This window comes from Leifsonia sp. Root112D2 (assembly GCF_001424905.1).
Classification (GTDB): domain Bacteria; phylum Actinomycetota; class Actinomycetes; order Actinomycetales; family Microbacteriaceae; genus Root112D2.
This window is the reverse complement of the sequence record NZ_LMCU01000001.1, coordinates 2,150,701-2,173,551: the sequence shown is the minus strand read 5'-3', so window position 1 is coordinate 2,173,551 and position 22,851 is coordinate 2,150,701. Positions and strand designations below refer to the sequence as shown.

The window sequence follows — 22,851 nt, the reverse complement described above, 5'->3', positions numbered from 1 at the left end:
TGGGCGTGATGGCGTGTTCTCGCAACGGAACCTGTCATGCTGGAGAAGTGCCGACCGAGACCGAGAGAGACGAGCCGACGGGCGCGGACTTTGCGGTTTCGACCGAGGAGCTTCTGGGCCGGGTCGCCCAGGGAGATCAGGCGGCCTTCGGCGAGTTCTACGATCGCCTTGCTCCGCGCGTTCTCGGCCTGGTGCGTCGACTGCTCGTAGACCATGCCCAGGCCGAAGAAGTCACGCAGGAGGTCTTTCTCGAGATTTGGCAATCCGCCGCCCGATTTGAACCGAATAAAGGAAAAGCATCCACGTGGACGCTCACGATGGCGCACCGACGAGCGATCGACCGGATTCGGTCGGCGCAGGCGGGGCGCAATCGTGACATCAAGGTGGGTATCCGCGATCTGGCTCCCGAATACGACCAGGTTGCGGAGCAGGTCGAAGTACGCGTCGAGCACGAAAGGGTGGAGCAGGCCATGCAGCGGTTGAGTGACGTGCAACGACAGGCCGTCAGCCTCGCCTATTACGGCGGATACTCGCACAGTGAGATCGCTGCGACGTTGGCCGTACCCATCGGCACGGTCAAGACGCGGCTGCGGGACGGCATGATTCGTTTGAGGGAAGAATTGGGGGTGGAGTCATGAGCGAGAACGACGACCCGGCGCTGCTCGGCCCCGGATACGCGCTGGGCATCCTGACCCCGGAGGAATCGGCGGCCTACGAGGCGTATCTCGCGTCATCGGCACCGGCTCGCAACGAGTCGCGCGCGAACGACGAGACCGCAGCCCTGCTCGGCCTTGATGCCGACGCAATCACGCCTCCCGCCAGACTCAAAGCGAATCTGATGGCGCAGCTCGCGGTCACGCCGCAGTTGCCCTCGTTGCAGGGGCCATCGCCGCAGACCACGGATGCTGCGACAGCCGCCGATACTCCGGCTCCCGCTGCCACACCGGTCGCCCCCGCTGCCACGGCAGTGGCCGGGCCTGTGGAAGCCGCGGCACACCGACGCTGGTTTGCGAAGCCGACAACCGTTCTCGTGGCAGCCGCCGCAGCCGTACTGCTCTTCGTCGGCGGCGCCGTGGTCGGCGGCACCCTGGTCCCCCGGCCATCCGTCGAACAACAGCAGGCCTCGGCACTCGCCCAGATCAATTCGGCGCCCGATGCCCAGCGGGCCTCGGCAGAGGTCGCGAACGGTGGCCGCGCCACCCTTATCTGGTCTGGCTCACTCGGCACCTCGGCTCTGCTGATCGACGGGCTGGGCACGCTTCCGCACGACAAGACCTACGAGCTCTGGTACATCCGCGGCACCAAGGCGGTCTCCGCGGGAACCTTCAACGCGTCCGCCGACGCGACGAGCTGGCGGGTACTGAAGGGAACGATGCAGGCGGGCGACACCGTCGGCGTCACGGTCGAGCCGGCCGGAGGGTCCGAGCAACCGACCACACAACCCATCGTGGCCATCCGCAGCTGAGCCGCCGTCAGCTCGCCGAGCGCAACTGAAAGGGCACGCCACCGTTCGACGGTGGCGTGCCCTTTCGCGCTTCTGACTCGCTACTTGCCGGAGGATGACCCCGTGCCGGATTCGGCGGCGAGCGCGGCGTCCAGTGCCGCAGTCAACTGCTTGTCTGCCACGCCGTATGCTGCCCAGTCCCCCGCCTTCAACGCGGTGTCACGGGCGAGCATCGCCGTCTTGGCATCGTTGAGAGCCTGCTGCAGCGCCGCATTGGTCGACGGCGTCGTGCTGCCGCTGCCCGGGGTCTCTCCACTCGCGGGCGGCGTCGTACTGCCATCGCTCGGGGGCGTCACATTCGTGTCTCCTGCGTTGGCACCGGAGTCCCCGCCGAAGAGCACGTCGAGCGCCTTATTGAGCGTGTCTTCGAAGGCGATCTTGTCTCCGAAGGCCACGAGTACCTTCTGCAGCAGCGGATAGCTTGTCTCACCCGTCGACTTCACGTAGACCGGCTGCACGTACAGCAGCCCGCCTCCGACCGGGAGCGTCAGCAGGTTACCGCTGATCACATCGGTCTTGCCGAGTCGCAGCACGTTGAGCTGTTGCGAGACGTTTGGATCGGAGCCGAAGGTGTTCTGCACCTGGCCCGGGCCCGGCACGTTGTCGTCGGAGGGCAGGGTGAGCAGACGCAGCTTGCCGTAACCGGATGCGATGGTGCCCGGCTTGCTGCCGGCATCCGCATCGACCGCGAGGTAACCCTTCAACACGCTTCGACTGGACGCCGTGGTCGCCGCCGGTATGTAGGTGGAGTAGAGCGAGAAGCTCGGCTTGTCCTGGCCGGGCATCTGCATGCTCAGGTAATACGGCGGTTGCAAGGTGGTGTTGCCGGGAGGAGATACCGGGTCTTCCGGCGTGATCCAGGCGTCATCCTGTGAGTAGAAGGAGCCCGGATCTGTCACGTGGTACTGGCCGAGCACGGCACGCTGCACCTTGAACAGGTCTGCCGGGTAGCGCACGTGACTGAGCAGCTGGCTGCTCATGTCTTTCATGGGCTTGACCGTCGAGGGGAAGATCTTCTGCCAGGTCTTCAGGATGGGGTCGCTGTCGTCCCACGCATAGAGCGTGACCTTGCCGTCGTATGCATCGACCGTGGCCTTGACCGCGTTGCGCATGTAATTGACGTCGTCGAGCGCATACGGCTGCTTCGGGGTCTGCGTGTCGGCGATCGAGTCGCTCAGGCTGTTGACCTTCGAGTACGGGTAATTGTCGCTCGTGGTGTAGCCATCGATAATCCACTTGATCTGCCCATCGACCACTGCGGGGTACGGGTCAGAATCGAGAGTGAGGTATGGCGCCACCTTCTGTACACGATCGACCGGGCTGCGGTCGTACAGAATCTGGGAATTGTTGTTGATCGAATTGGAGAGCACGATCTGCTCGTCCTGGAACTTCAGGGCGTAGACGAGCCTGTTGAAGATGTTGTCGAGCTTCGGCCCACCGTTACCTGCGAAGGTGGTGAATGTCTGCTGCGCCCCCTTCTCACCGGCCGGATAGTCGAGTTCGACGCCACCCTTGGAATTCTTCGATCCGCCGACGATGGAGTATGTCGGTGATTTCTCGCCGAAGTACACGCGCGGCTGGTATTTGCCCAGCTTGCCGCTGACGGGAATGCCGGACTCGAGAAAGACCGGCTGGCCATCGGCCGAGCGCTGGTTTCCGTAGGCCGCCACAATGCCGTAGCCGTGGGTGTAGACGAGGGTGTCGTTGTACCAGTTGCGTGCACCCGCCAGACCGGACTGCTCAAGCTCGCGCACCGCAATGACGGTGTCCTGCTCCTTGCCGTCGATTTTGTACCGGTCCACGTCGAGCGTCGACGCGAATCCGTAGTACTGCTTGAACTGCTGCAGCTGAGCGAAGGCGGGGCTCACCTCGGCCGGGTCGATGATGCGGATGTTCGCGGTGGTCTCCGCATCCTTCCTCAGCGCTCCCGGCTCGGTGGTCGTCTTGGCGTTGTACGTGCTCTCTTCGACGCCGGAAAGCCCATAGGCGTCACGCGTTCCCGATATGGCCCGTTTGATGTACGTCTGCTCGAGCGTCTTCTCGCTCGGGTCGACCTGGAAGCGCTGAACGATCCACGGGTAGATCGAACCGACGATCAGGGCGGAGATGAGCAGCAGCGCGGTGCCGACGAGCGGCCAGCGCCAGTGCCCGACAACCGCGGTGATGAGGAACAGGATGGCGACGACAACGGCGATGCCCGCGAGGATCGTGCGGCCGGGAATCGTGGCATTGACGTCGGTGTACGCGGCGCCGTTGATCACTCCCCCGAGGTTCGGGTCGGTGAGCGTGACATAGCGGTCCAGCCACACGCTCACGGCTTGAAGCAGCAGGTAAATCGCGGCGATGACGGAGATTTGAACCCGCGCCGCCCGGGAGATGTGAATCTCACGGCCGACCACACGAATCGAGCCGTAAAGGTAGGTGGTGGCGAGCGTCGCGACCAGCGAGATGATCACGGCGGCCGAGGCGAATCCGACAACGCCGTGGAAGAACGGCAGGTCGAAAAGGTAGAACGAGGTATCGAGGTGGAACTGCGGGTCGGTCTTTCCCGACGGCGTGCGGTTCAGCCACAGCAGCGCCGTCTGCCAGCGGCTGGCTGCCGAGACGCCCGCGAAGAGCCCGAATACCACGGGAATGCCGTACATGGCCAGCCGGCGAAGCGGCTCGATGACCTCCTGGTAACGGTCGAGCTGAGCGTTCAGCTTCGCGTAAACGGGCCGCAGCCGGTAGGCCAGCTGAACGCAGATCCAGAGCGGCAGGGCAAGCCCGAGGAATCCGATGAAGAACAGCGCTGTTGCGGCGAACCACTGAGTGGTCAGCACCTCGAGATAACCGAGCTGCTGGTACCACAGCCAGTCGGTGTAGAGACCGGCGAAGATGAAGAAGAGAATCACCAACGCAACAATGATGCCGATTGTTATCCAGATTGCCGCGCGTCGTCGCGCAACCGGTCGCTGTGCTGCAGTGGATGTCACCGTCATGCCCTCATGCTCTGCGTGGGTTGTCGAGCTTCCATCCTAGGTCGTGCAGCGTGGGAGCTTCCCGGTATCGCCGTCGGAGGCGATGGTCTTCAGCACCTTCAGAGAATCGGAGAGCTTCTTCACCGCGAATACCTGCAGCCCACCGGGAACATGGCCGACCACCTCATCGCAGTTCGACGCCGGTGCGAGAAAATACTTCGCTCCCGCGTCTTTCGCGCCGTACAGCTTCTGTCGGATGCCGCCGATCGGACCCACGTTCCCTTCGTTATCGATGGTGCCGGTTCCCGCGACCCTCGCACCGCCGTTCAGAAAGCCGGGCGTGAGCGTGTCGATGATGCCGAGCGCGAACATCATGCCGGCACTCGGACCGCCCACATTCTCCAGCTGGATCTTCACGTCGAACGGAAAGGCGTAGTCCATGCCGACGCCGACCCCGAGTACCGTGGCAGATCCGCTCTTCACGGGTGCGACCTCGACGGTCTTGGACTGACCGCTGCGCACGATGCCGACGGCGGCGGTGGCGTCCGCCCCATTTCTTGCTACGGCCGCACGCAACGACTCGATGCCGGCCACCTTGACGCCGTTGATGGACACGATCTCGTCGCCGACCTTCACGTGACCGTCGGCCGGTGTGTGTGCAAGAACCTGCTTCACTGAGACGGACTGCGGAAACGGGGTGCCGAGGGTATTGAGCGCCGCGGCGATGGCATCCTTCTGCGAGTCGACCATGAGCACGGCATTCTCCTGCTGTTGCTGCTTGGCCGTCGATGAGGCGGGGAACGCCACATCCACCGGAATCACCGCCTTGCTCGGATCGAACCAGGCGCTGACCACCTCCATCCAACTGGGCAGGTTCTTGGGGTCGCCGAGCAACGAAACCGTGAGCAGATCGAGGGAGCCACTCGTCGGGTAGGTCTTCTGGCTCGGAATGCTGATGAGGTGCGTCTTCGAGTCTGTGCCGTTCTGGCCGCCCTGCGCGGTGCTGCCGACCGCCCGGTCAAAGCCCAGGGTATTGAAGGCCGGCCCGGGCTGCTCGATCACGTACGGCGACGGCGTCAGGCCGAGAATCAGCACGAGGACTGCAGCGACAGACAGCAACACCCATCCGACCGAGATGCTGCGTCGCCGGGGTGGGGGCGGCGTGGAATTCGGCTGCGGCCACGCCATCTGGTCATCGAAGAGCGCCACAGGCATCCTTTCTGGTGGTGTTCGCGGCAGGCGGACACCCCGACTGAGAAGTCTATATTCCGCATGCCGCCGCGGTTTTCAGGCGGTGGCGTGGTGCGTGACCGGCCGTGCTCCCCTGCACCCTCAGCCTTTTCCCCACCACGGCCGCAGCCCGCGCGTTAGCGTAGTTTCAGCGGCTGAGAGGTTGCCATGACGAAAGAGGCGGATGACGATGGCCGACGACCCGAATATGGATAACGAGGACGAATTCGCGCGGATGCTTCGCGAGCTCCTCTCGGGCAATTCCTCGATCGACCCAAGCCAGCTGGCAGGGGCCGCGGGCCTGCCCAATGACCCGGCAGCGATTGCCAATCTGATCAACCAGCTGCAAGGCGCGATGCGCAACAGCGGTGACGGAATCAACTGGGATCTTGCGCTCGAGCAGGCGCGCACACTCGCTGGTGAGGGTGCGCTGCCCACTGAGCCCGGGGTGCGTTCCGGCATGGAGCAGGCCTTCCATGTGGCGGCCCTCTGGCTGGACGAGGTGGCGAACGTCTCGGAGCTCCAGCTCGTGCCGACACTGACCAGCCGAGCCGAATGGGTGCGCACCACCATGCCCATCTGGACGCAGTTGGCGGAGCCCGTTGCCCTGAGCATCTCCACCGCCATCACGAAGGTGTTCCAGGAGCAGGCGCCCGAAGAGATGCGTTCCATGGTTGCCGGCGCCGAATCGATGATCCGCTCGGTGGGCGGCGCGCTCTTCGCGATGCAGCTCGGCCAGGTTGTGGGGCAGCTTTCCCGTGAGGTGGTCTCGGGCGGCGACATCGGCATCCCGTTGCTGAATGACGGCACTGCGACGCTGCTGCCGCAGAACGTCGCCGAATTCGGCGATGGGCTCGACATTCCGCTCGACCAGGTGCAGCTGTACCTCGCGGTGCGCGAGCTGGCGCACGCCCGGTTGTTCCGGCACGCCAAGTGGCTGCGCCTGCAGCTCATCATGGCCATCACCGAGTACGCCCGTGGCATCAGCATCGACACGGGCATGCTCGAGAATCTGGCCGACCGGTTCGACCCGTCCAACCCGGAGGAGCTGCGGGAGATCATGGCGAGCGGCGCGCTCATTCCCGAGAAGACGGATGCGCAGAAGGCCGCGCTCGAGCGCCTCGAGACGACCCTGGCACTCGTCGAGGGCTGGGTCGACGTGGTGACCGCCCAGGCCACCACGCGGTTGCCGAAGTCCGACGCAATAGCCGAGACGGTGCGTCGGCGGCGCGCATCCGGTGGCCCCGCCGAGTCGGCGTTTGCCACGCTTGTCGGCCTCGAGTTGCGGCCCCGCCGCCTGCGTGAGGCTGCGGCCATGTGGCAGGCGGTAACGGATGCCGCGGGCGGCGAAGCCCGCGACCACCTGTGGTCGCACCCCGACCTGCTGCCCTCCTCGGGCGATCTGGACAATCCGGCCGCGCTCGTGGCGCGCCTCACGGCGGAGGCCGAGGGCAAGACGCCCGAGCTCGATGAGGTGGACCAGGCCCTCGAAGAGCTGCTGCGCGGCGACACGGAGCGCCCGAAAGAGGAGTAATACTTCCCGCTGATCGAGTAGCGAGGTACGAGGTACGAGGTACGAGCGTATCGAGATCGTCGTGCGCGGTCTCGATACGGCCGCGACCGGCCTACTCGACCCGCGTGGGTCTGTGGATAACCCGCACACGAGTGCGGGTCGCTCGGGCATGATGCCTGCATGGCCCTTCACCTCGACCCGCGTGTTCCCCTCGTGTGGCGCTCCACCACCGCGCTGCAGTTCGGCATCGATACCGTGCTCGTGCGTCTGGAAACGGTGAGCAATGCGGACGAACGCATGATCGCCGCACTGTTCTCGGGGGTGAGCAGGGCGGGACTTTCCGTTGTCGGGGAGGCCGCGCACGCATCCGAATCAGACGTCGAGGCTCTGCTGGGCGCGCTCGGCCCGGTGATTGTCGAGGGTCGCAGCGACGAGACCGCGGCGGCGCAGCCCGTGCCGCACGTCGTGATTGACGGCGACGGCGAGGCCGCGACCACCATCGGCCGTGTGCTCGGGCGCGACGGCCTGCGGGTGTCGCAGCGGACCACCGGCCGGGGTGCGGCATCCGCCGATCTTGCGGTGATCGTCGCCGACTTCGTGATAGCCCCGCAGCGTCATGGTGCGTGGCTGCGCCGTGACGTGCCGCACCTGCCCGTTGTCTTCGGCGATGCCGCCGTGCGCATCGGACCCCTCGTGGAACCGGGGTCAGGGCCGTGCCTCTACTGCCTCGAACTGGCACGCACCGATGCGGATGCCTCCTGGCCGGCGATGGCGGCACAGTTGCTGCGGCACTCCTCTCCACTCGATTCGGCCCTCATCAAACTGGAGGTCGCCGCGATGGTCGCTCGCATCGTGGCCGACCGCCTCACCGCGCACGAGAGCACTGCCGAGCAGCGGGGTGCGGCGGGAACGAGCCTGACGAACTCGAGCCTGCTTCTCGACGCCGCGACCGGGGGTGTCAGCGCAGAGCGGCACCGGCCACACGCGGAGTGCGGCTGCCGAGCTCTGCCAGAAAACGTGACGGCTCTCGCTGACCGCCGCGTTGCTGGCCCGTCTGTGACCAGCTCAGGCGCAACAGGCTCCGCGCGCGGGTGATTCCGACATACAGCAGGCGACGCTCCTCATCGATCTGCTCGAAGGTCTTCGCATAACTGATGGGAACCAACCCCTCGCTGAGGCCGATGAGGTGCACCGCCTCCCACTCCAGGCCCTTGGCCGAGTGCAGCGTCGCCAGCGTGACGGCCGAAACGGTGGGGTCGTGCTGGCCGGCCTGGCGCTCCATCAGCTCATCCGTGAACTGCCGGAACGTGGTTGTGGGCGCCGCCTCGTCGACGAGGCCCATGATCGCGTTCAGCGCCTCCCAGCGATCCCGCACCGCGCCCCGCGCCTCCGGCGGGCTCTGGCTCCAGCCGAGCGAGCGCAGCACGTCGCTCACCGACTTGAACAGCGGCTCCCCCGAGATCGAGACGGATGCCGCGCGCAGCGTCATGATCGCCTGGCGCACCTCGGGCAGGTCGAAGAAGCGCGTCGCCCCGCGAAGCTGGTAGCTCACGCCGACCTCGCCGAGCGCGGTCTCCAGCGCCGCCGCCTGCACGTTCACCCGGAACAGCACGGCGATGTGCTCCGGCTTCACTCCCGCGGCGATCTGCTCGAGAATCGCCTGAGCGACGGCACGGGCCTCGGCGATGTCGGAACTGTGTGAACGGATTTCCGCCTCGGTCGCTGAGACCGATTGGCGGTCAGGGAGCGAGTGCAGCTCCAGTGCGCCGGGCCTGCCCTTCATGAGCCGATTGGCGGTGTCGACGACGGTGGAGACCGAACGGTAGTTCTGCTCGAGGCGCACCACCGTGGCATCCGCGTATCGCCGCTCGAAATCGAGAAGATAGTCGCTGCGCGCGCCCGCGAAGGAATAGATGGTCTGGCTGGCATCGCCGACCACGCAGATGTCGCGACGACCTCCGAGCCAGAGGTCGAGCAGGTGCTGCTGCAGCGGCGAGACGTCCTGGTACTCATCGACCACGAAGAAGCGGTACTGCTCCCGCACCTGCATGGCCACAGACGCCTCGGTCTCGATCATTCCCGCGCAGCTGAGCAGCACATCCTCGAAATCGAACTGGCGCCGCTCGTCTTTGAGAGATTCATATGCCTGATGCAGCATGACCAGCTGTTCGCCCGTCAGCCGGCCCGGAATCGTGCGGCTCTCGAGACGCGCGGCGTAGTCATCGATGCTCAGCGCCGAAACTTTGCGCCACTCGATCTCGGCCGCGACGTCACGCAGGGTGGCGGTGTCGACCTTGAGCGAGAGTTTCTCGGCGGCCTGGCCGAGCATACGGCCCTTGCCGCTGAGCACGCTCGGTGGCTGGCCGCCGACGGCCTGCGGCCAGAAGAAGTTGAGCTGGCTGAGGGCTGCAGCGTGAAAGGTGCGTGCCGCCACCCCGCCGGCTCCGAGTTGCCGCAGCCTGCCGCGCAGTTCCGCGGCCGAGCGCGAGGTGAAGGTGAGCGCCATGACGCGGTTCGGGGCGTACGCACCGGATGCGACACCGTAGGCGATGCGGTGCGTGATGGCTCGCGTCTTGCCCGTTCCGGCGCCGGCGAGAATGCACACCGGTCCCAGCAGGGCCTCCGCAGCGACGCGCTGCTGTTCGTCGAGGCCCGCGAGAAGCGAATCGGGAGTGGTCATCCTGCGGCGCGCACGACGGTCGCAGGGGGCGCGTCGAGCGGCCCGCCGTACCAATCCTCGGTAATGGCCCTGGCGATGGAGGAACTGCCCGGCAGCAACACGCTCTCGCGCTCCTCCCACAGCTGCTCGCGGCTGAACCAGCGCAGCGCCAGAATCTCCTCGCCGTCGGGCAGCAGATCCTCGGCACTCTGACCGTCGGCGAGGCGGGCGGTCATGCCCACCATGATGGATGCCGGGAACGGCCACGGCTGCGAGCCCAGGTACACGGGATCGGCGATGCGTACCCCGGCCTCTTCACCGATCTCGCGGATCGCGGCAGCCTCGAACGACTCCCCCGGTTCCACGAAGCCGGCCAGCAGCGAGTACCTGTTGTTCTCCCACATCGCATTCGATCCGAGCAGCAACCGGTCGTCGGCGTCCCTCACGCTCACTATCACCGCGGCATCCGTGCGCGGGAAGTGCTGCGAGTCATCCGCGAAACAGCGACGCACCCAGCCGCCCATCTCCACGACGGTCGGCGTGCCGCAGCGTGGGCAATGGGTGTGCACGGCGTGCCAGTTCGTGATGGCGAGTGCCTCGACGAAGATGGCGGCATCGCGGCCGTCGAGCGTCGACGCACTCTGGCGCAGGTTGGCCCAGCGGGACTCGTTCGGCTCGAGCTCGGCGGCGGCGGCATCCGTCAGCACCAGGGCAACCACGGGCGTGCCGGCCGGCTCGTTGGCGTGCGACTCGATAGTGCGGCCCAGATACACGCGCAGCAACGCGGAGGGCACCTCATCGACCTTCAGCAGGGCGAGAGCGGCGGATGCCGCCGGACCGTCGACGCCTGACTCGCGCAGGAGCGCCCTGCCCTGCCGCAGCGGGAGCACCCTCGTTGCGGAGTCCTCCCACAATTCGTCGAAGAGCGCCGGTCTGCTTCGGGCCACGCCGTCACGATCCAGGGCTGGGTCGGTCAGCGCAAGGCCGATCAAGCCAGAGCCGCTCGGTCTCGCACGGGACATCGGCAACCTCACAAATCGAACGAGCCGGCTCGCACCGCCGGTTCGAAGTACGTCGTTGAACCGAATCCGTTCGACAAGGCCCTGGCAGGCGTGGCGAACGGCTTCAGCCGGGGAAACTCGACCTAACCTAGACGGTATGGCCAGATCCCATCTCACTCTAGCCGCGTTGGCAACCTCCGCCATCGCCGGCCTCGACGTTGCCGGCGCCCGCAGTTACCGTTCGGGCGGGCAGGGGGAGTATGACTCGGCCCTGTTGAAGGAACGCGACGGCCGCCAGCTCATCATTCGGGTTCCATCGTCACAGGCGGCCGAGTCCGAGCAGGGCGCAGATCTTGTGGCGCTGCGGGCGCTGAGCCAAGGAATCCGGGGCCGCCTGCCCTTCGATGTGCCGACATACGTGGGCCAGACACCCATCGGTGGAACGCGCGCCGTCGTGTACGAGTTTCTGCCCGGCGACCACATCTCGGTCGACGACATCCACGCGGAGAACGGGCTCGCCGCCTCGATCGGGCGTGCCGTCGCGGCCGTTCACACGCTGCCGACGGCCTTTGTGGGCGAGGCAGGGCTGCCGGTGCTGAGCGCCACCGAATGCCACGACTCCACCTCCTCGCTCATCGAGACGGCCGTCTCGACCGGGCTCGTGCCCACCGGGCTGCGTGACAGGTGGCGCGAGGCCGCGCGCGAGAACGCGAGCTGGCAGTTTCAGCCGACGGTGATCAACGGCGCCTTCTCCGCCGAATCGCTGCTGATCGAGGGCGGCACTGTCAGAGGAGTGCTCGGCTGGGCTGCGCTGCGGGTGGGCGACCCCGCTCGCGATCTGCACTGGATTCTGGCCATGAACGGCGCCGCGGCCGAGGCCGCGCTGGAGGCATACAGCGATGCCCGGCACGTCTCGACCGACCGGCAGTTCACACAACGTGCCATGCTGTACGCCGAGCTCGAGGTCGCCCGCTGGCTGCTGCACGGACGCGAGGTACACGACCAGTCTGTTGTCGATGACGCGATCCAGATGATGGACGGCCTGGTCGAGACGGTGCACAGTGATGAGGCGGCACCGCTCGCCGCCGAGACCGGACCGATCATGGCGATCTCGGACGTCGAAGCGATGCTGCAGGAGACGCCAGGCGGCCTCAGTACGTCCCGCGAGGCATCCGGCGGCATGCGCCCCGTCGAAGACGAACCGCGCGAGCGCCGGCTCCCAGACGATGAAGACTGACGACGCAGACTGACGCGCGCCTCGACTACGACTCGTCGCCGAGCACGGCGCGCACGAATCCCTGGGCGTGTGCGCGCAGATCGGTGATCTGTTTCTCGCGAGCTGCGTCGACGTCGAAGCCCACGTACGCGACCGGCGGATGCTTGCGCGCGTTCACGGAGCATCCGAAGTTCGCGCAGATGAGGGTTCCCACCGTGTCGCCCTTTCTACCCGACGCCCCGGCCCGCTTCGCGCCGTAGAAGACAACTTCGTTGCTGAGGTTGACGTCCTGGCACCAGGAGCACTGGGCGCGGTATCGGGGCACCGTTTCGGCCTGCCGCAGCATGACACCGACGGGAACGTCGTCGAGACGCACGAGCACATAAGCGCGGCGCGGCGCCTTGCGGTCGCGCCAGCCGAAGTAGTCCAGCCTGTTCCAGTCGATCGTGTCGAAATCGAGCGGCAGCGCGAGGTCGCTGATCTCCTTGCGGGAGGCGTTGACAAACGAATTGCGGATGTCTGTTTCTGAAAGGGGAAGCATGAGGATTACCAATCGAATCGACCCCCTGCACGAGAGTCGCGATGGCGGGCGCAGGCCCGCGGATGAGTCGAGGAGCTCGCGTTCGGAGGGAACGTCGAGCGGAACCGGTGTGGTCGGCCGGTGTGATCTGACGGTGTGTTCCTCGCAGGATGCGGCGAGGACGATCGCACGAAGCGGGCTCGCTACCTCAAGCCGACGTGGAAAGCGCCGGCGACCTCCCAACGCCCCAAGGGCGGAGTGATGAGCGAGAAGAACATCTCACGAGACTATCAAACGCGGGAGGAATCCGGCCGTCCGATGCGAATTCCCCGTACGGCCAGCACGATGAGCGTGACCGCTCCGGCAAATATCGCGATGTCGGCGACGTTGCCGATGAAGAGCGTGCCGTAGCCGATGAAATCGACCACGTGACCGCGACCGAAGCCCGGCTCACGGAACAGGCGGTCGCCGAGATGTGTCGCCGCACCGCCGAGCAGCAGGCCGAACGTCACCATCCAGCCCCGTGAGGTGACGGGCCAGGCGAAGACGACGATGACCACCACCGCGACGGCGGCGAGGATGGTGAAGACCCAGGTGGAGTCGGTGCCGATGGAGAAGGCCGCGCCCGGGTTGTACACCAGCACGAACCGAATGAGGTCACCGATCACGGGAATGGTGTGACCGTCGGCCAAGGCCGTTTCGGCCCACCACTTGCTGCCCTGGTCGAGGAGTATCACCGCCGCCGCGATGGCGACGGTGTACCCGATGAGCCGCGGTCGCACTCGGGAAGGTGTGTCGCCGGGCGACTCGGTTGAATTGTCGGAGGTCACTGACTCATTATGCGTGGCGTATCCATTGCCCAAGCGACTCACGAACCATTCGTCGAGGCCCGCCAGAGGGCCAGAAGTTCGTCTTCGTCGAAGATGCGGACCGGCTCGATGAGGCGATCGTCACTGACGAAGTAGAAGCAGGCGTCAATGAGGCTCGCCTCGATTCCGGTCCAGTGCGCATAGGCGAGCCGGTACAGCGCGAGCTGCAATTGGCGCTGTTCGAGATCGGCGGCGTCTTTCGGTGCCTTGCCGGTCTTCCAGTCGACAACCTGGTAGCGCCCATCGATCAGATACACCGCGTCGATCTTGCAGATCACGATGCGTTTGTCGAATGGCAGATGAATCTCCCGCTCCACCTCGACCGGCTTCAGCGCCGCCCAGGGTGAGCGCTCGAAGGTGGCGATGAGTCGCGCCAGCTCCTCCTGCTCGACCGCCGCCTCGGTGCCGCTCTCGACGTCATCCAGCTCGAAGCCGGCCACATCTATCGTCTCCATGCGGCCGCCGAAGCCGTAGCGCTCTTCGACCCAGCTGTGAAAGAGCGTGCCGAGTCGCGTGGCCCGGTACGGCTTTTCGGGCATGGGTCGCCGCAACGAGGCCGCGACCTGTGCCGGCGCGTTCACGTAGTCCTTGAAGCGGGATGCGGGAACGCGCGTCGGCAGTTGCACCTCCTCGGTGGCGCTCAGCGTGCGTCGCCGCTCCTCGAGAAGCAGCTCGAGGTCGGCCTGCCAGGGGCCCGCGGCGTCGAGCGATGCGGATGCCACCTCCTCGGCGGCACGCTGCACGAGGTCGCGACGCCCGCCGAGCGGGTCGAGCGGCCACGCCATGACCCGCTCGTCGTCGCCGAGAGGATTCTCGTCGTTCGTGCTCGATTCGGGCAGCGGCCCGATGACGCCGTCGGCGGCCAGCGCTGCCAGAAACGGGCTCGGAGGGCGTGGCTTGCTCTGGCTGGCCCAGAACGAGCCGGTCAGCAGAAGCGAATGCCGGGCGCGCGTCACTCCGACGTACGCGAGTCGGCGTTCCTCGAGTTCGTGTCGGGCCCGCACCGCCTCCTTGAACTCATTGCGCACGTCGAGCAGTTCCTTGCGAGTCGTCGCACCCCGCCAGTCGAAGACCGGCAGCTCCTCCGCGTCGCCGCGGAATTCATAGGGCAATGCGCCGAAACCCAGCCAGCCGTTGAAGCCCTCGCGCGGGCTGCCGGGCAGTTCACCGTCGACCATGCGCGGCACCACAACGTGGTCCCATTCCAGGCCCTTTGAGCCGTGGATCGTGAGCAGCTGCACCGTGCCGGGCTCGGCATCCTCGGGGCGCGGGGCGAGCCCGTCACGCCATTCAGCCTCGCGCAGCCAACCGAGAAAGCCGCCAAGCCCGGCAACCTCGTTGACCGCCAGGTAGCCGGCGAGTGCGTCGAAGAATGCCTCCATGTTTGCGGCGCCGAGCGGCAGAGACTCGTTGGCCGCAACCTCGATGTCGAGCTGCAGTTCCTGCTCCACGAGCGTCACGAAGTCCAGCAGGTCGAGACCGGATCGCGCCCGCAGCCGGGCGAACAGTTGCCCGGCCTCGCGCAGCCGCTGCCGGCCGGAATCGCTGAACCGTTCGAGCACCGTGTGGCCGAGACGAGCGTGCCCGATGAAGTCCAGGGCATCCACTATCGAGCCGCCCTCACCCTCGGCGACGGAAGAGCGCAGCTGCTCACGAACCTCGTCATCGAGCGGATGCTGCGCGTAGTCCCGATCACGCAGCCACGATGCGACCCGGCTGAGCTCATAGAGATCCCGCGCGCCGATGCGCCAGCGTGAGCCCGCCAGCAGCCGCACCAGTTCCGAGCCGGCGCTCGGGTCGTTCACGACCGTGAGCGCGCAGACCAGATCGGCGATCTCGGGTGCGGCGAGCAGCCCGCCGATGCCGAGCACGTGGAACGGCACCTCGTGTCGCCGCAGCGCCTCGATGAAGACGGTCTGCGTCTTGCGTGCGCGAAACAGCATGGCGGCGGTCGGCGGCGTCTGGCCACGCGCGGTCGCGAGCTTGTGCTTCAGCCAGCGGGCCGCGGCATCCGCTTCGTCGTTCAGCGTCTCCTCATACGTGACCTCGACGGGTATCGCCGTCGCCACGGGGCCCGCCTCGAGTCGCTCGACGGAAACGCGCGTGACGGCGGCGAGCGGTTGCACGATGGCGTTGGCGACAGACAGGATGTCTTGCCCGTTGCGCCAGCTCGTGGTCAGCGCGAAGTTCTGCACGGTGCCGCCACCGAACTGGGTGGCGAATTTTTCGAGGTTGGCCGCGCTCGCCCCGCGCCAGCCGTAGATCGACTGGTTCGGATCGCCGACGGCCATCACCGGATGCTGTGCGAACAGGTGCGACAGCAGCCAGGTCTGCACGACGCTCGTGTCCTGGTATTCGTCGAGCAGCACGACCCGAAACCTGTCGCGGAAGTCGACCGCAACCTGCGGAATGCGGCGCACGATCTCGAGTGCGAGCGCCACCTGGTCGGAGTATTCGACGAAGCCGCGCCGCAGCTTCGCCTGCTGGAACTGCTCGGCGAGCTCAAGCAGCACCGGCAACGCACCGACCGTGCCGGCCAGCCGCGCGGCCTCCTCGTATGCACCGCGCCCGCCCGGGGGAAGTTCTGCGAGCGCCGAGAATTCTTCGGCCATGCGCCCGACCGCCGGCGCATCGGCCACGTTCTCGCTGAGCGCGTGGCTCAGTGACAGCACGGCCTTGGTCACGGTGTCGACGCTCTTGTCGAGCGCGGGCAGGCGCTCATCCGTGCTGTCGATCACGATCTGCCGGGCGAGTTGCCACGCGGATGCCTCGCCCAGCACAGCGCCATCGCTCTCGCGCCCCAGCAGAATGGCGTTGTCACGATAGATGGTGTTCGCGAACGAGTTGTACGTCGCCACCATGGGCGGGTCGAAGGCGTCGTAGTCGCCGGGCATCAGCCCCGCCGCCGCGAGCTGGTCGATGCGCTGCCGGATGCGTACCGCCAGTTCCCCGGCCGCCTTGCGCGTGAAGGTGAGGCCCAGGATGTCTCCGGCATTCACGTGCCGGTTGGCGAGCAGCCAGAGCACACGGTTGGCCATGGTCTCGGTCTTGCCGCTACCCGCCCCGGCCACCACGAGCGCCGGGGCGAGTGCGGACTCGATCACTGCGCGCTGCTGTGCGGTCGGGCGCGGCAGCCCGAGCGCCTCGGCGATCTGGTCTGCGCCGATCGGGGTGCGCTCAGTCATGGGTGGCCTCGGGGTCGTGGCGGGCTGGTTTCGAGACGCCGGCTTCGCGCGGCTCCTCAACCGGCGTTGGTTCGGCGCCGTCGCTGGAGACCGAAGGAACCCGGTGCATCCGCCGGCGCGCCGTCTCGCCGCCGCCCCAGTCGCTCAGCTCCACCGCACCGCTGAACTCGGCGGCCGCCATGCCTATCGCGGCCTGGCGAATGCGGGTGCGAAAGCCCTCGAGCGCGTCGTCGTCGAGAGCCGGCTGTGCCCCCTCGCGATAGGCCTTGCCCCGAACTCCCTCCTTGACGAACACGAGTTTGGCCCCGCCCGCATGGTGTTCCGCGAACGCGTCGAGAACGTCGTCGAGCTTTCCCTCGGCATACGCCAGCTGGTAGGCGCCGAGTTGGGGATGCGCGGCAAGGTCCTCCGCCCGGGTGATGGGCCTGCCGGTTTTCAGGTCGACAATCACGACGGAACCGTCGCTGGCTCGCTCCACCCTGTCGATCGATCCACGCAGCCTGGCACGGTCGATGTCCAGCTCAAACCGACCCTCCGCCGCGACGAGAGTCTTGCCGTCACGCGCAAAATCACGAAGGTATTCGGCAACCCCTGTCGCGAGGATGCGCGCCGCGCGCTTCTGCTGCTCGGCCAACCACGGCGACTCGAACAACAGCTCGTTCCAGCGGCCCTCGATGGCCCGCCAGATGGCGTCGACGCTCGGATCTGTTGCCGTCTCCATGGCCCAGTGCACGATGGTTCCGAGGCCCATTGCCGTGCTCGACTGCGTGCCCGAAACCGATTCGATGAACCAGTCCAGCGGCGAGTTCTCGAACGCGTCCAGTCGCGATGGCGAGACCGGAACCTGCTGCTCCGCATCGAAGACCGACTGCGTCGTCGATGGCTCGATCAGCCCGTGCCACTGGCTCGGGTCGGCGCCGGCAATCTGCTCCGAGGCGAGGCGGGCCAGAGCGGATGCCGCCTGCTGCCGCTCTCGCGGCGTACGCCGCGGGGTGGTCAGCTCCCGACGCAGCCGGCCGGTGAGCCCGCGCAGCGAACGCGGCGCGCGCAGCGTGCTGTCAACAGTGCGCGCACTCGGCGGCACGAGCGCGAAGAACACGCTCGCCGCCTCATCGTCATTCGCGACGGCCGCAAGAATCACCTGGCCTCGGGCGCGGGAAACGGCCAGGGCAAACATCCGCAGCTCGTCGGCGAGCACCTCGCGGCGCGTGTCGAGCACCGCGCCCTCCAGCCCGGTGACCACCTGCACGAGCTGCGGCGGGTACAACAACGAACCCCGCGGGCGCAGATTCGGCCAGACGCCGTCTTGCAGGCCCGCCACGACGGCGATCTCGAACTCCAGCCCAATGGCCCCCGACGGCGTTGTCACCAGCACCGAATCGGCTGCGGACTGGGGAGAGAGCGTATCCTCCGGCACTTCCGCCTCGAGCACCGCCTCGAGAAAGTTGCGCGCGGGCGCCGCGGGTTCCCGCTCCACGAAGCGCTTGGCCGCCGTGAACAGCGCGAGCACGCCGTCGAGGTTGCGGTTGGCCTCGGCAGCCACGATGCCGGCGCCGAGCGCCTGCTCGTACCAGACATCCGCCAGGCCGCTGCGCTCCCACACGAGCCACAACAACTCCTCGATTGTGCCACCGGATGCCGCGAGCTCGCCGACCGCCCCCAGCGTCTGCCCCAGCCGCGCGGCGTGGCGTGCCACCCGATGATCGATGGTCGCCAGTCTGCCGGGCGCCTCGAGCGCCTCCACGAGGAGCTCGTCTGAGGAGCGAGCGCCGCCGCCCGCCAGTTCCTCGGCGCGCAATGCCAGTCGCAGCCGCCGCAGTGTGAGCCTGTCGAGGGCGCCGAAGGGGCCGAGCAGGAGCTCTGTGGCAATCACGGGGGTGAGCGAGGTGCGGCCGCTGCCGACATCGACCACCGTCAGCAGGCTGCGCGCCGAGTGATCGTCGCGCAGCGCTGTTCCTCCGGCAGCAACGCGCGTGGGTACATCCGCCAGGGCAAGCGCACGGGCCACGGTGGGCACCTGCCCGCCGCTGCGCAGCACGACCACCATCTCGTCGAACGGCACTCCCCTTCGCAGGTGAGCGTCGCGCAGCTGCCAGGCGATGGCCGCCCACTCGCGAGCGGGTGTTGTCGCCTCGATGCGCAGAATTGCGTCATCGTGTTCGGCGCCCGCGGCGTTCGCCCCGCGGTGTCCTACCGCGCCGGCCGTGCCGATGCGGTTCGTCACCGCTGTCGTGAACGCGCGCAGCCCGGAACCCTGGCGGTGCACTGTGTCGAGGTTGAGGGTGAGCAGCTCGGGAATGGACAGCACGCCGGCGAGCCGACCGAGCACATCCGGTTCGCCGCCGCGAAAGGCGTTGGTCGCGACATCCGGATCGCCGAACGCGATGACGGCGATGCCTCGGGCCGCGAAGGCGCGCAGCAGCGCGACGGTCGACGCCGTCGCCTCCTGCAGGTCGTCGACGAGCACGAGTCGCAGCCGCGAGACGGTCTCGCCCACCTCGTCACCGGCGAGCGCCGCGACGGCGAATTGTACGAGTTCGGTGGAGTCGAGCTGCCCCGGCCGCGACAGTGCGACGTTCTGCAGGTATTCAGCGATGAATACGGCGCTGGCCGTCCACTCGGGCCGATCGTGCCTGCGGCCGAGCTCGGCCAGTTTCTGGGGCGTGATGTCGTATTCCGTGGCGCGCATCATGAGCTCGCGCAGTTCGGTGCGAAAGCCGCGCAGGCGGCGCACCTCGGGCCCGAGAAGCTCGGGCCAGTGCGGGCCGCTGCCGTCTTCCTCCTGGCCGTGAAGCAGTTGCGCCAGGTCGCTGTCCTGTTCCCCGCCGGTGAGCAGGCGCGGCGGCGCTGCCCCGGCGGCGCGTGCAGCGTGGCCCACCACGTCGAACGCCACCGAGTTGACGGTGCGGGCGAGCGGCCCGTTCGTGGGCCGACCCAGTCGCGTGGCCAGCGTGTCGCGCAGGCGCGTGGCTGTGGTGCGCGTCGTGGTCAGGGCGAGCACAGATTCCGGCGCCCAGCCGCGCCTCAGAACACGATCGGCGACGGTCTCGATGAGCGTTGCGGTTTTTCCCGTTCCGGGCGCACCAATCACCACGGCGGATGCCGCGTCCGGCAGCTCGATCACCGCGCGCTGCGAGGCATCCGGTGCCATGTCACCCGACGGGCGCGCCGCAGATGCTGGCCCGGTGTCGGCCGCTCGAAAGCCACGGATCGTCATGCCTGCAAAGCTATCGGCTTCCGCCGACAGAGAACGATGCGAAGACGGCTCGTCGTTCTGCCGTAACCTGAAGCGACGGTCTTCGACACCGTCATCGCTCAACCGAAAGGCCTGCCCCGTGGAAATTCGTATCGGCATTCTCAACGCCCCTCGCGAGCTCAGCTTCGAGTCCAGCCAGTCGGCTGAGGAGATCACGACGGCCGTCTCGACCGCACTCGACGGTGGTTCCCCCTACCTGCGCCTCGCGGACACCAAGGGCAGCATCTACCTCGTGCCCGTGGCCAACCTGGCTTATGTCGAGCTCGGCAGCGAAGAATCGCGCCGCATCGGGTTCGTCGGCTAGCGCCGCGTCGAGCCGGAGCCACGCAATGGAGCTGTTCTTCGTCTTTCTCTTAGGCGCGATCATCGGCCTGGCCGCGCGCTACTTTCTGCCGAGGCGCCACACACACGGCAGCGTTCTCATGCCCGCGGTCGGGGCGGCCGTCGCCTGTGCACTCTGGGTCGCGCTCACCTGGCTCGGCCTGAAGTGGGATGCGGGGGTGATCTGGTGGATCACGCTCATCGGCACCGCCGTGCTGGTGACCATCGTCGATCTGGCGGTCGGCAGCGTGCGCGACCACGCGGATGCCGAGCACCTCGCCGCCCTCACCAAGACGGGCGTGCCCTCCCGCGCTTGAGGACTGCGCTACGCGGTCAGGCCGAGTTCGTCCATGCGGCGTGAGTGTGCGGCTATGAGCTCGGTGAGCACCGGCTCGATGTGCTGTTCGTCGTCCTCGGAGTTGTCACTCAGGTGCAGCGCCGAGCGCGCAACGAGGAGGGTATCGCCGACGAGCCGCCTGCCCCACATCGCCAGTTGTGATGCGAGGGGCGGATCCTCTGCGATCGCCTCCTGCAGGAGCCGCACCGTGGCATCCCGCCCCGCATCGCTGGAGAGCAGCTGCGCACAGCGCGGACCGAAATCGCCGGGCAGCCCTTCGGCGAGGCGAATGAAGAAATCGTCGAGCAGCCCGAATGCCACGGATGCTGCGAGCAGCGACTCGCGCCAGTCCGCACCGGTGATCACAGCCCGGAACGCGGCACACATCTCGGCGAAGGGCTGCATGGTGGAGATCGGGTCGTCGCCACGGCGGCGTATCTCCGCAACGAGACCCTGGTAGCGGGCAAGCGCGGCGCCCGCGGACTGCGAAACGGCCTCCTTGGCTGCCAGGCTCGACACGCCGCGCACGATGCCCGAATACGTCTCGAACGCGAGCATCTGCACAAGCGCCGCCTGCCCGAGATAGGGAAGCAGTTCGGGGGTGATCTCCCCCAGATCCACACGGGTCGAGAGGCTGCGTTCCCCGCGCGGTTTCAGGCGCGGAACGACGACCGGGGGCCGACGACGGGAGAACCAGGATGCCACACAGGCCAGTGTATGCGTTCGTCGCGTGAACTAGGCTGGGGTATGCCGTCGGCACTGGATCGACGGCCCTACGCCTGTGAGAGAAAAGGGCGTAGCCCTCTTTAACACTCATTGACAGGCATCACAACGTGACTTTTACAGAACTGAAAATCGACCAGGACATGGTCGACGCCCTCGCCGCAAAGGGCATCCTCGAACCGTTCCCCATTCAGACCCAGACCATTCCGCTCGCCCTCGACGGCCAGGACATCATCGGCCAGGCGAAGACGGGAACAGGCAAGACCTTCGGCTTCGGCCTCCCGCTGATCCAGCGGCTCGGGCTGCACCCGGAGCCGGGAGTGCAGGCGCTCGTGGTCGTGCCTACCCGCGAACTGTGCGTGCAGGTCTCCGAAGACCTCGAACTCGCCGCGGGAAACCGCGACACCAGCATCGTCTCCATCTACGGCGGCAAGGCGTACGAGGGTCAGATCGAGCAGCTGAAGGCCGGCGCCCAGATCGTGGTCGGCACGCCCGGTCGCCTGCTCGACCTCGCCGGCCAGCGCCTGCTCTCCCTGGCCAATGTGCGCGAGATGGTGCTCGACGAGGCAGACAAGATGCTCGACCTCGGCTTCCTCTCGGACATCGAGAAGCTGTTCGCGCAAACGCCCGCCAACCGGCACACCATGCTGTTCTCGGCCACCATGCCCGGCCCGATCGTCGCGCTCGCGCGCCGCTTCATGAACCGGCCCATCCATATCCGCGCCTCCGATCCCGATGAGGGCCTCACGCAGGCCAACATCAAGCACCTGGTCTACCGTGCGCACAACATGGACAAAGACGAGGTCATCGCGCGCATCCTGCAGGCCGAGGGTCGCGGCAAGACCGTGATCTTCACGCGCACCAAGCGGGCGGCGGCCAAGCTCGTCGAGGAGCTCAACGACCGCGGCTTCAATGCCGCTGCCGTGCACGGCGATCTCAACCAGGAGCAGCGTGAGCGCGCCATGGCCGCCTTCAAGGCTGGCAAGAAGGACATCATGGTGGCCACGGATGTCGCGGCTCGCGGCATCGACGTTCTCGACGTCACGCATGTGATCAACCACACCATTCCTGAAGACGAGAAGGCCTACCTGCACCGCGTGGGCCGCACCGGCCGCGCCGGCAAGACCGGCATCGCCGTCACCTTCGTGGACTGGGACGATCTGCACAAGTGGGCACTCATCAACCGCGCGCTCGATTTCGGGCAGCCGGAGCCGACCGAGACGTACTCGTCGAGCCCGCACCTGTTCACCGACCTGGACATTCCCGAGGGCACCAAGGGTCGCCTGCGCGCGAGCACCCTCGTGCGCCCGGAACGCACTTCCGGAGACCGTGATCGCGGCCGTTCAGGCGATCGTTCAGGCAGCCGCCCGCCACGCACCCGTTCGGGTGGCCAGTCGGGTTCCGGCCAGACCGGTGCGGACACCTCCGCCCCGACGGCACAGGGTACGCATGACGGACACGGCGTGCAGCACCACGACGGCAACAGTGCCCCGCGCCGGCGCACCCGCACGCGTCGCCGCTCCGGCGGAGGCGCCGCTCCCGCCGTCGGCTGACATC

The 22,851-nt window shown here is 67.1% G+C and carries 16 protein-coding genes and 1 pseudogene; 8 read left to right on the top strand and 9 right to left on the bottom strand.

The features are described 5' to 3' along the window. The first annotated feature begins 47 nt into the window (after positions 1–47). Together sigK and ASC63_RS10090 are read left to right on the top strand one after the other, a co-directional pair. The gene (gene sigK, locus ASC63_RS10095; RefSeq protein WP_055812661.1) at positions 48–638 is read left to right on the top strand and encodes an ECF RNA polymerase sigma factor SigK; all 591 of its coding nucleotides are present in this window, start codon (positions 48–50) and stop codon (positions 636–638) included. After that, on the top strand, positions 635–1,465 hold the full coding sequence (locus ASC63_RS10090) for an anti-sigma factor (protein WP_055812658.1): 831 nt from the start codon (positions 635–637) through the stop codon (positions 1,463–1,465). The genes sigK and ASC63_RS10090 overlap by 4 nt, the downstream gene beginning before the upstream one ends. A gap of 80 nt (positions 1,466–1,545) precedes the next feature. Here ASC63_RS10090 and ASC63_RS10085 read toward each other — a convergent pair whose 3' ends face one another. Together ASC63_RS10085 and ASC63_RS10080 are read right to left on the bottom strand one after the other, a co-directional pair. After that, positions 1,546–4,485 carry a UPF0182 family membrane protein gene (locus ASC63_RS10085; protein ID WP_200936837.1) on the bottom strand — a complete coding sequence of 980 codons (2,940 nt, stop codon included), beginning with the start codon at positions 4,483–4,485 and terminating at the stop codon, positions 1,546–1,548. Positions 4,486–4,521: 36 nt separating this feature from the next. After that, entirely contained in the window at positions 4,522–5,673 is a 1,152-nt protein-coding gene (locus tag ASC63_RS10080) for a YlbL family protein (RefSeq protein WP_055815317.1), read from the bottom strand. 211 nt (positions 5,674–5,884) lie between these two features. On the opposite strand from ASC63_RS10080, the gene ASC63_RS10075 reads away from it, so the two are divergent. Next, on the top strand, positions 5,885–7,228 hold the full coding sequence (locus ASC63_RS10075; RefSeq protein ID WP_055815314.1) for a zinc-dependent metalloprotease: 1,344 nt from the start codon (positions 5,885–5,887) through the stop codon (positions 7,226–7,228). 159 nt (positions 7,229–7,387) lie between these two features. Continuing rightward, positions 7,388–8,167 (top strand): annotated as a pseudogene (locus ASC63_RS16670) (TOMM precursor leader peptide-binding protein); the annotation flags it as partial. On the opposite strand, the gene ASC63_RS10070 reads toward ASC63_RS16670, so the two are convergent. Together ASC63_RS10070 and nudC are read right to left on the bottom strand one after the other, a co-directional pair. Beyond that, the gene (locus tag ASC63_RS10070) at positions 8,166–9,887 is read right to left on the bottom strand and encodes an ATP-dependent helicase (protein WP_055812655.1); all 1,722 of its coding nucleotides are present in this window, start codon (positions 9,885–9,887) and stop codon (positions 8,166–8,168) included. The pseudogene ASC63_RS16670 and the gene ASC63_RS10070 overlap by 2 nt on opposite strands. After that, complete coding sequence (gene nudC / locus ASC63_RS10065; RefSeq protein ID WP_055812651.1) at positions 9,884–10,888, bottom strand: NAD(+) diphosphatase; 1,005 nt, start codon at positions 10,886–10,888, stop codon at positions 9,884–9,886. Before nudC ends, ASC63_RS10070 begins: the two co-directional genes overlap by 4 nt. A gap of 136 nt (positions 10,889–11,024) precedes the next feature. Here nudC and ASC63_RS10060 point away from each other — a divergent pair, with 136 nt between their 5' ends. Further along, positions 11,025–12,104, top strand: a complete 1,080-nt coding sequence (locus ASC63_RS10060; protein ID WP_055812648.1) for a phosphotransferase — start codon at positions 11,025–11,027, stop codon at positions 12,102–12,104. A 25-nt stretch (positions 12,105–12,129) separates the two neighbouring features. Here the strand turns inward: ASC63_RS10060 and ASC63_RS10055 are convergent, their stop codons facing one another. The 4 genes from ASC63_RS10055 to ASC63_RS10040 form a co-directional block, all read right to left on the bottom strand. Continuing rightward, positions 12,130–12,624 (bottom strand): FBP domain-containing protein, encoded by a 495-nt coding sequence (locus tag ASC63_RS10055; RefSeq protein ID WP_055812646.1) that lies wholly within the window; start codon positions 12,622–12,624, stop codon positions 12,130–12,132. 269 nt (positions 12,625–12,893) lie between these two features. Continuing rightward, the gene (locus ASC63_RS10050; RefSeq protein WP_235492100.1) at positions 12,894–13,433 is read right to left on the bottom strand and encodes a signal peptidase II; all 540 of its coding nucleotides are present in this window, start codon (positions 13,431–13,433) and stop codon (positions 12,894–12,896) included. A gap of 38 nt (positions 13,434–13,471) precedes the next feature. Beyond that, positions 13,472–16,657 (bottom strand): ATP-dependent DNA helicase, encoded by a 3,186-nt coding sequence (locus ASC63_RS10045; protein ID WP_055812642.1) that lies wholly within the window; start codon positions 16,655–16,657, stop codon positions 13,472–13,474. Next, positions 16,650–19,874, bottom strand: a complete 3,225-nt coding sequence (locus ASC63_RS10040) for a UrvD/REP family ATP-dependent DNA helicase (RefSeq protein WP_082487486.1) — start codon at positions 19,872–19,874, stop codon at positions 16,650–16,652. The genes ASC63_RS10045 and ASC63_RS10040 overlap by 8 nt, the downstream gene beginning before the upstream one ends. Before the next feature lie 118 nt (positions 19,875–19,992). Here ASC63_RS10040 and ASC63_RS10035 point away from each other — a divergent pair, with 118 nt between their 5' ends. Then, positions 19,993–20,217 carry a DUF3107 domain-containing protein gene (locus ASC63_RS10035; protein WP_055812639.1) on the top strand — a complete coding sequence of 75 codons (225 nt, stop codon included), beginning with the start codon at positions 19,993–19,995 and terminating at the stop codon, positions 20,215–20,217. A 25-nt stretch (positions 20,218–20,242) separates the two neighbouring features. After that, positions 20,243–20,551: a hypothetical protein gene (locus ASC63_RS10030; protein WP_055812636.1), complete on the top strand. Its 309-nt coding sequence runs from the start codon at positions 20,243–20,245 to the stop codon at positions 20,549–20,551. An 8-nt stretch (positions 20,552–20,559) separates the two neighbouring features. Here the strand turns inward: ASC63_RS10030 and ASC63_RS10025 are convergent, their stop codons facing one another. Beyond that, on the bottom strand, positions 20,560–21,276 hold the full coding sequence (locus tag ASC63_RS10025; protein ID WP_055812633.1) for a ferritin-like fold-containing protein: 717 nt from the start codon (positions 21,274–21,276) through the stop codon (positions 20,560–20,562). Between the two features lie 128 nt (positions 21,277–21,404). Between ASC63_RS10025 and ASC63_RS10020 the strand changes: the two genes are divergently transcribed. Beyond that, on the top strand, positions 21,405–22,847 hold the full coding sequence (locus tag ASC63_RS10020; protein WP_055812629.1) for a DEAD/DEAH box helicase: 1,443 nt from the start codon (positions 21,405–21,407) through the stop codon (positions 22,845–22,847). Positions 22,848–22,851 lie beyond the last annotated feature (4 nt).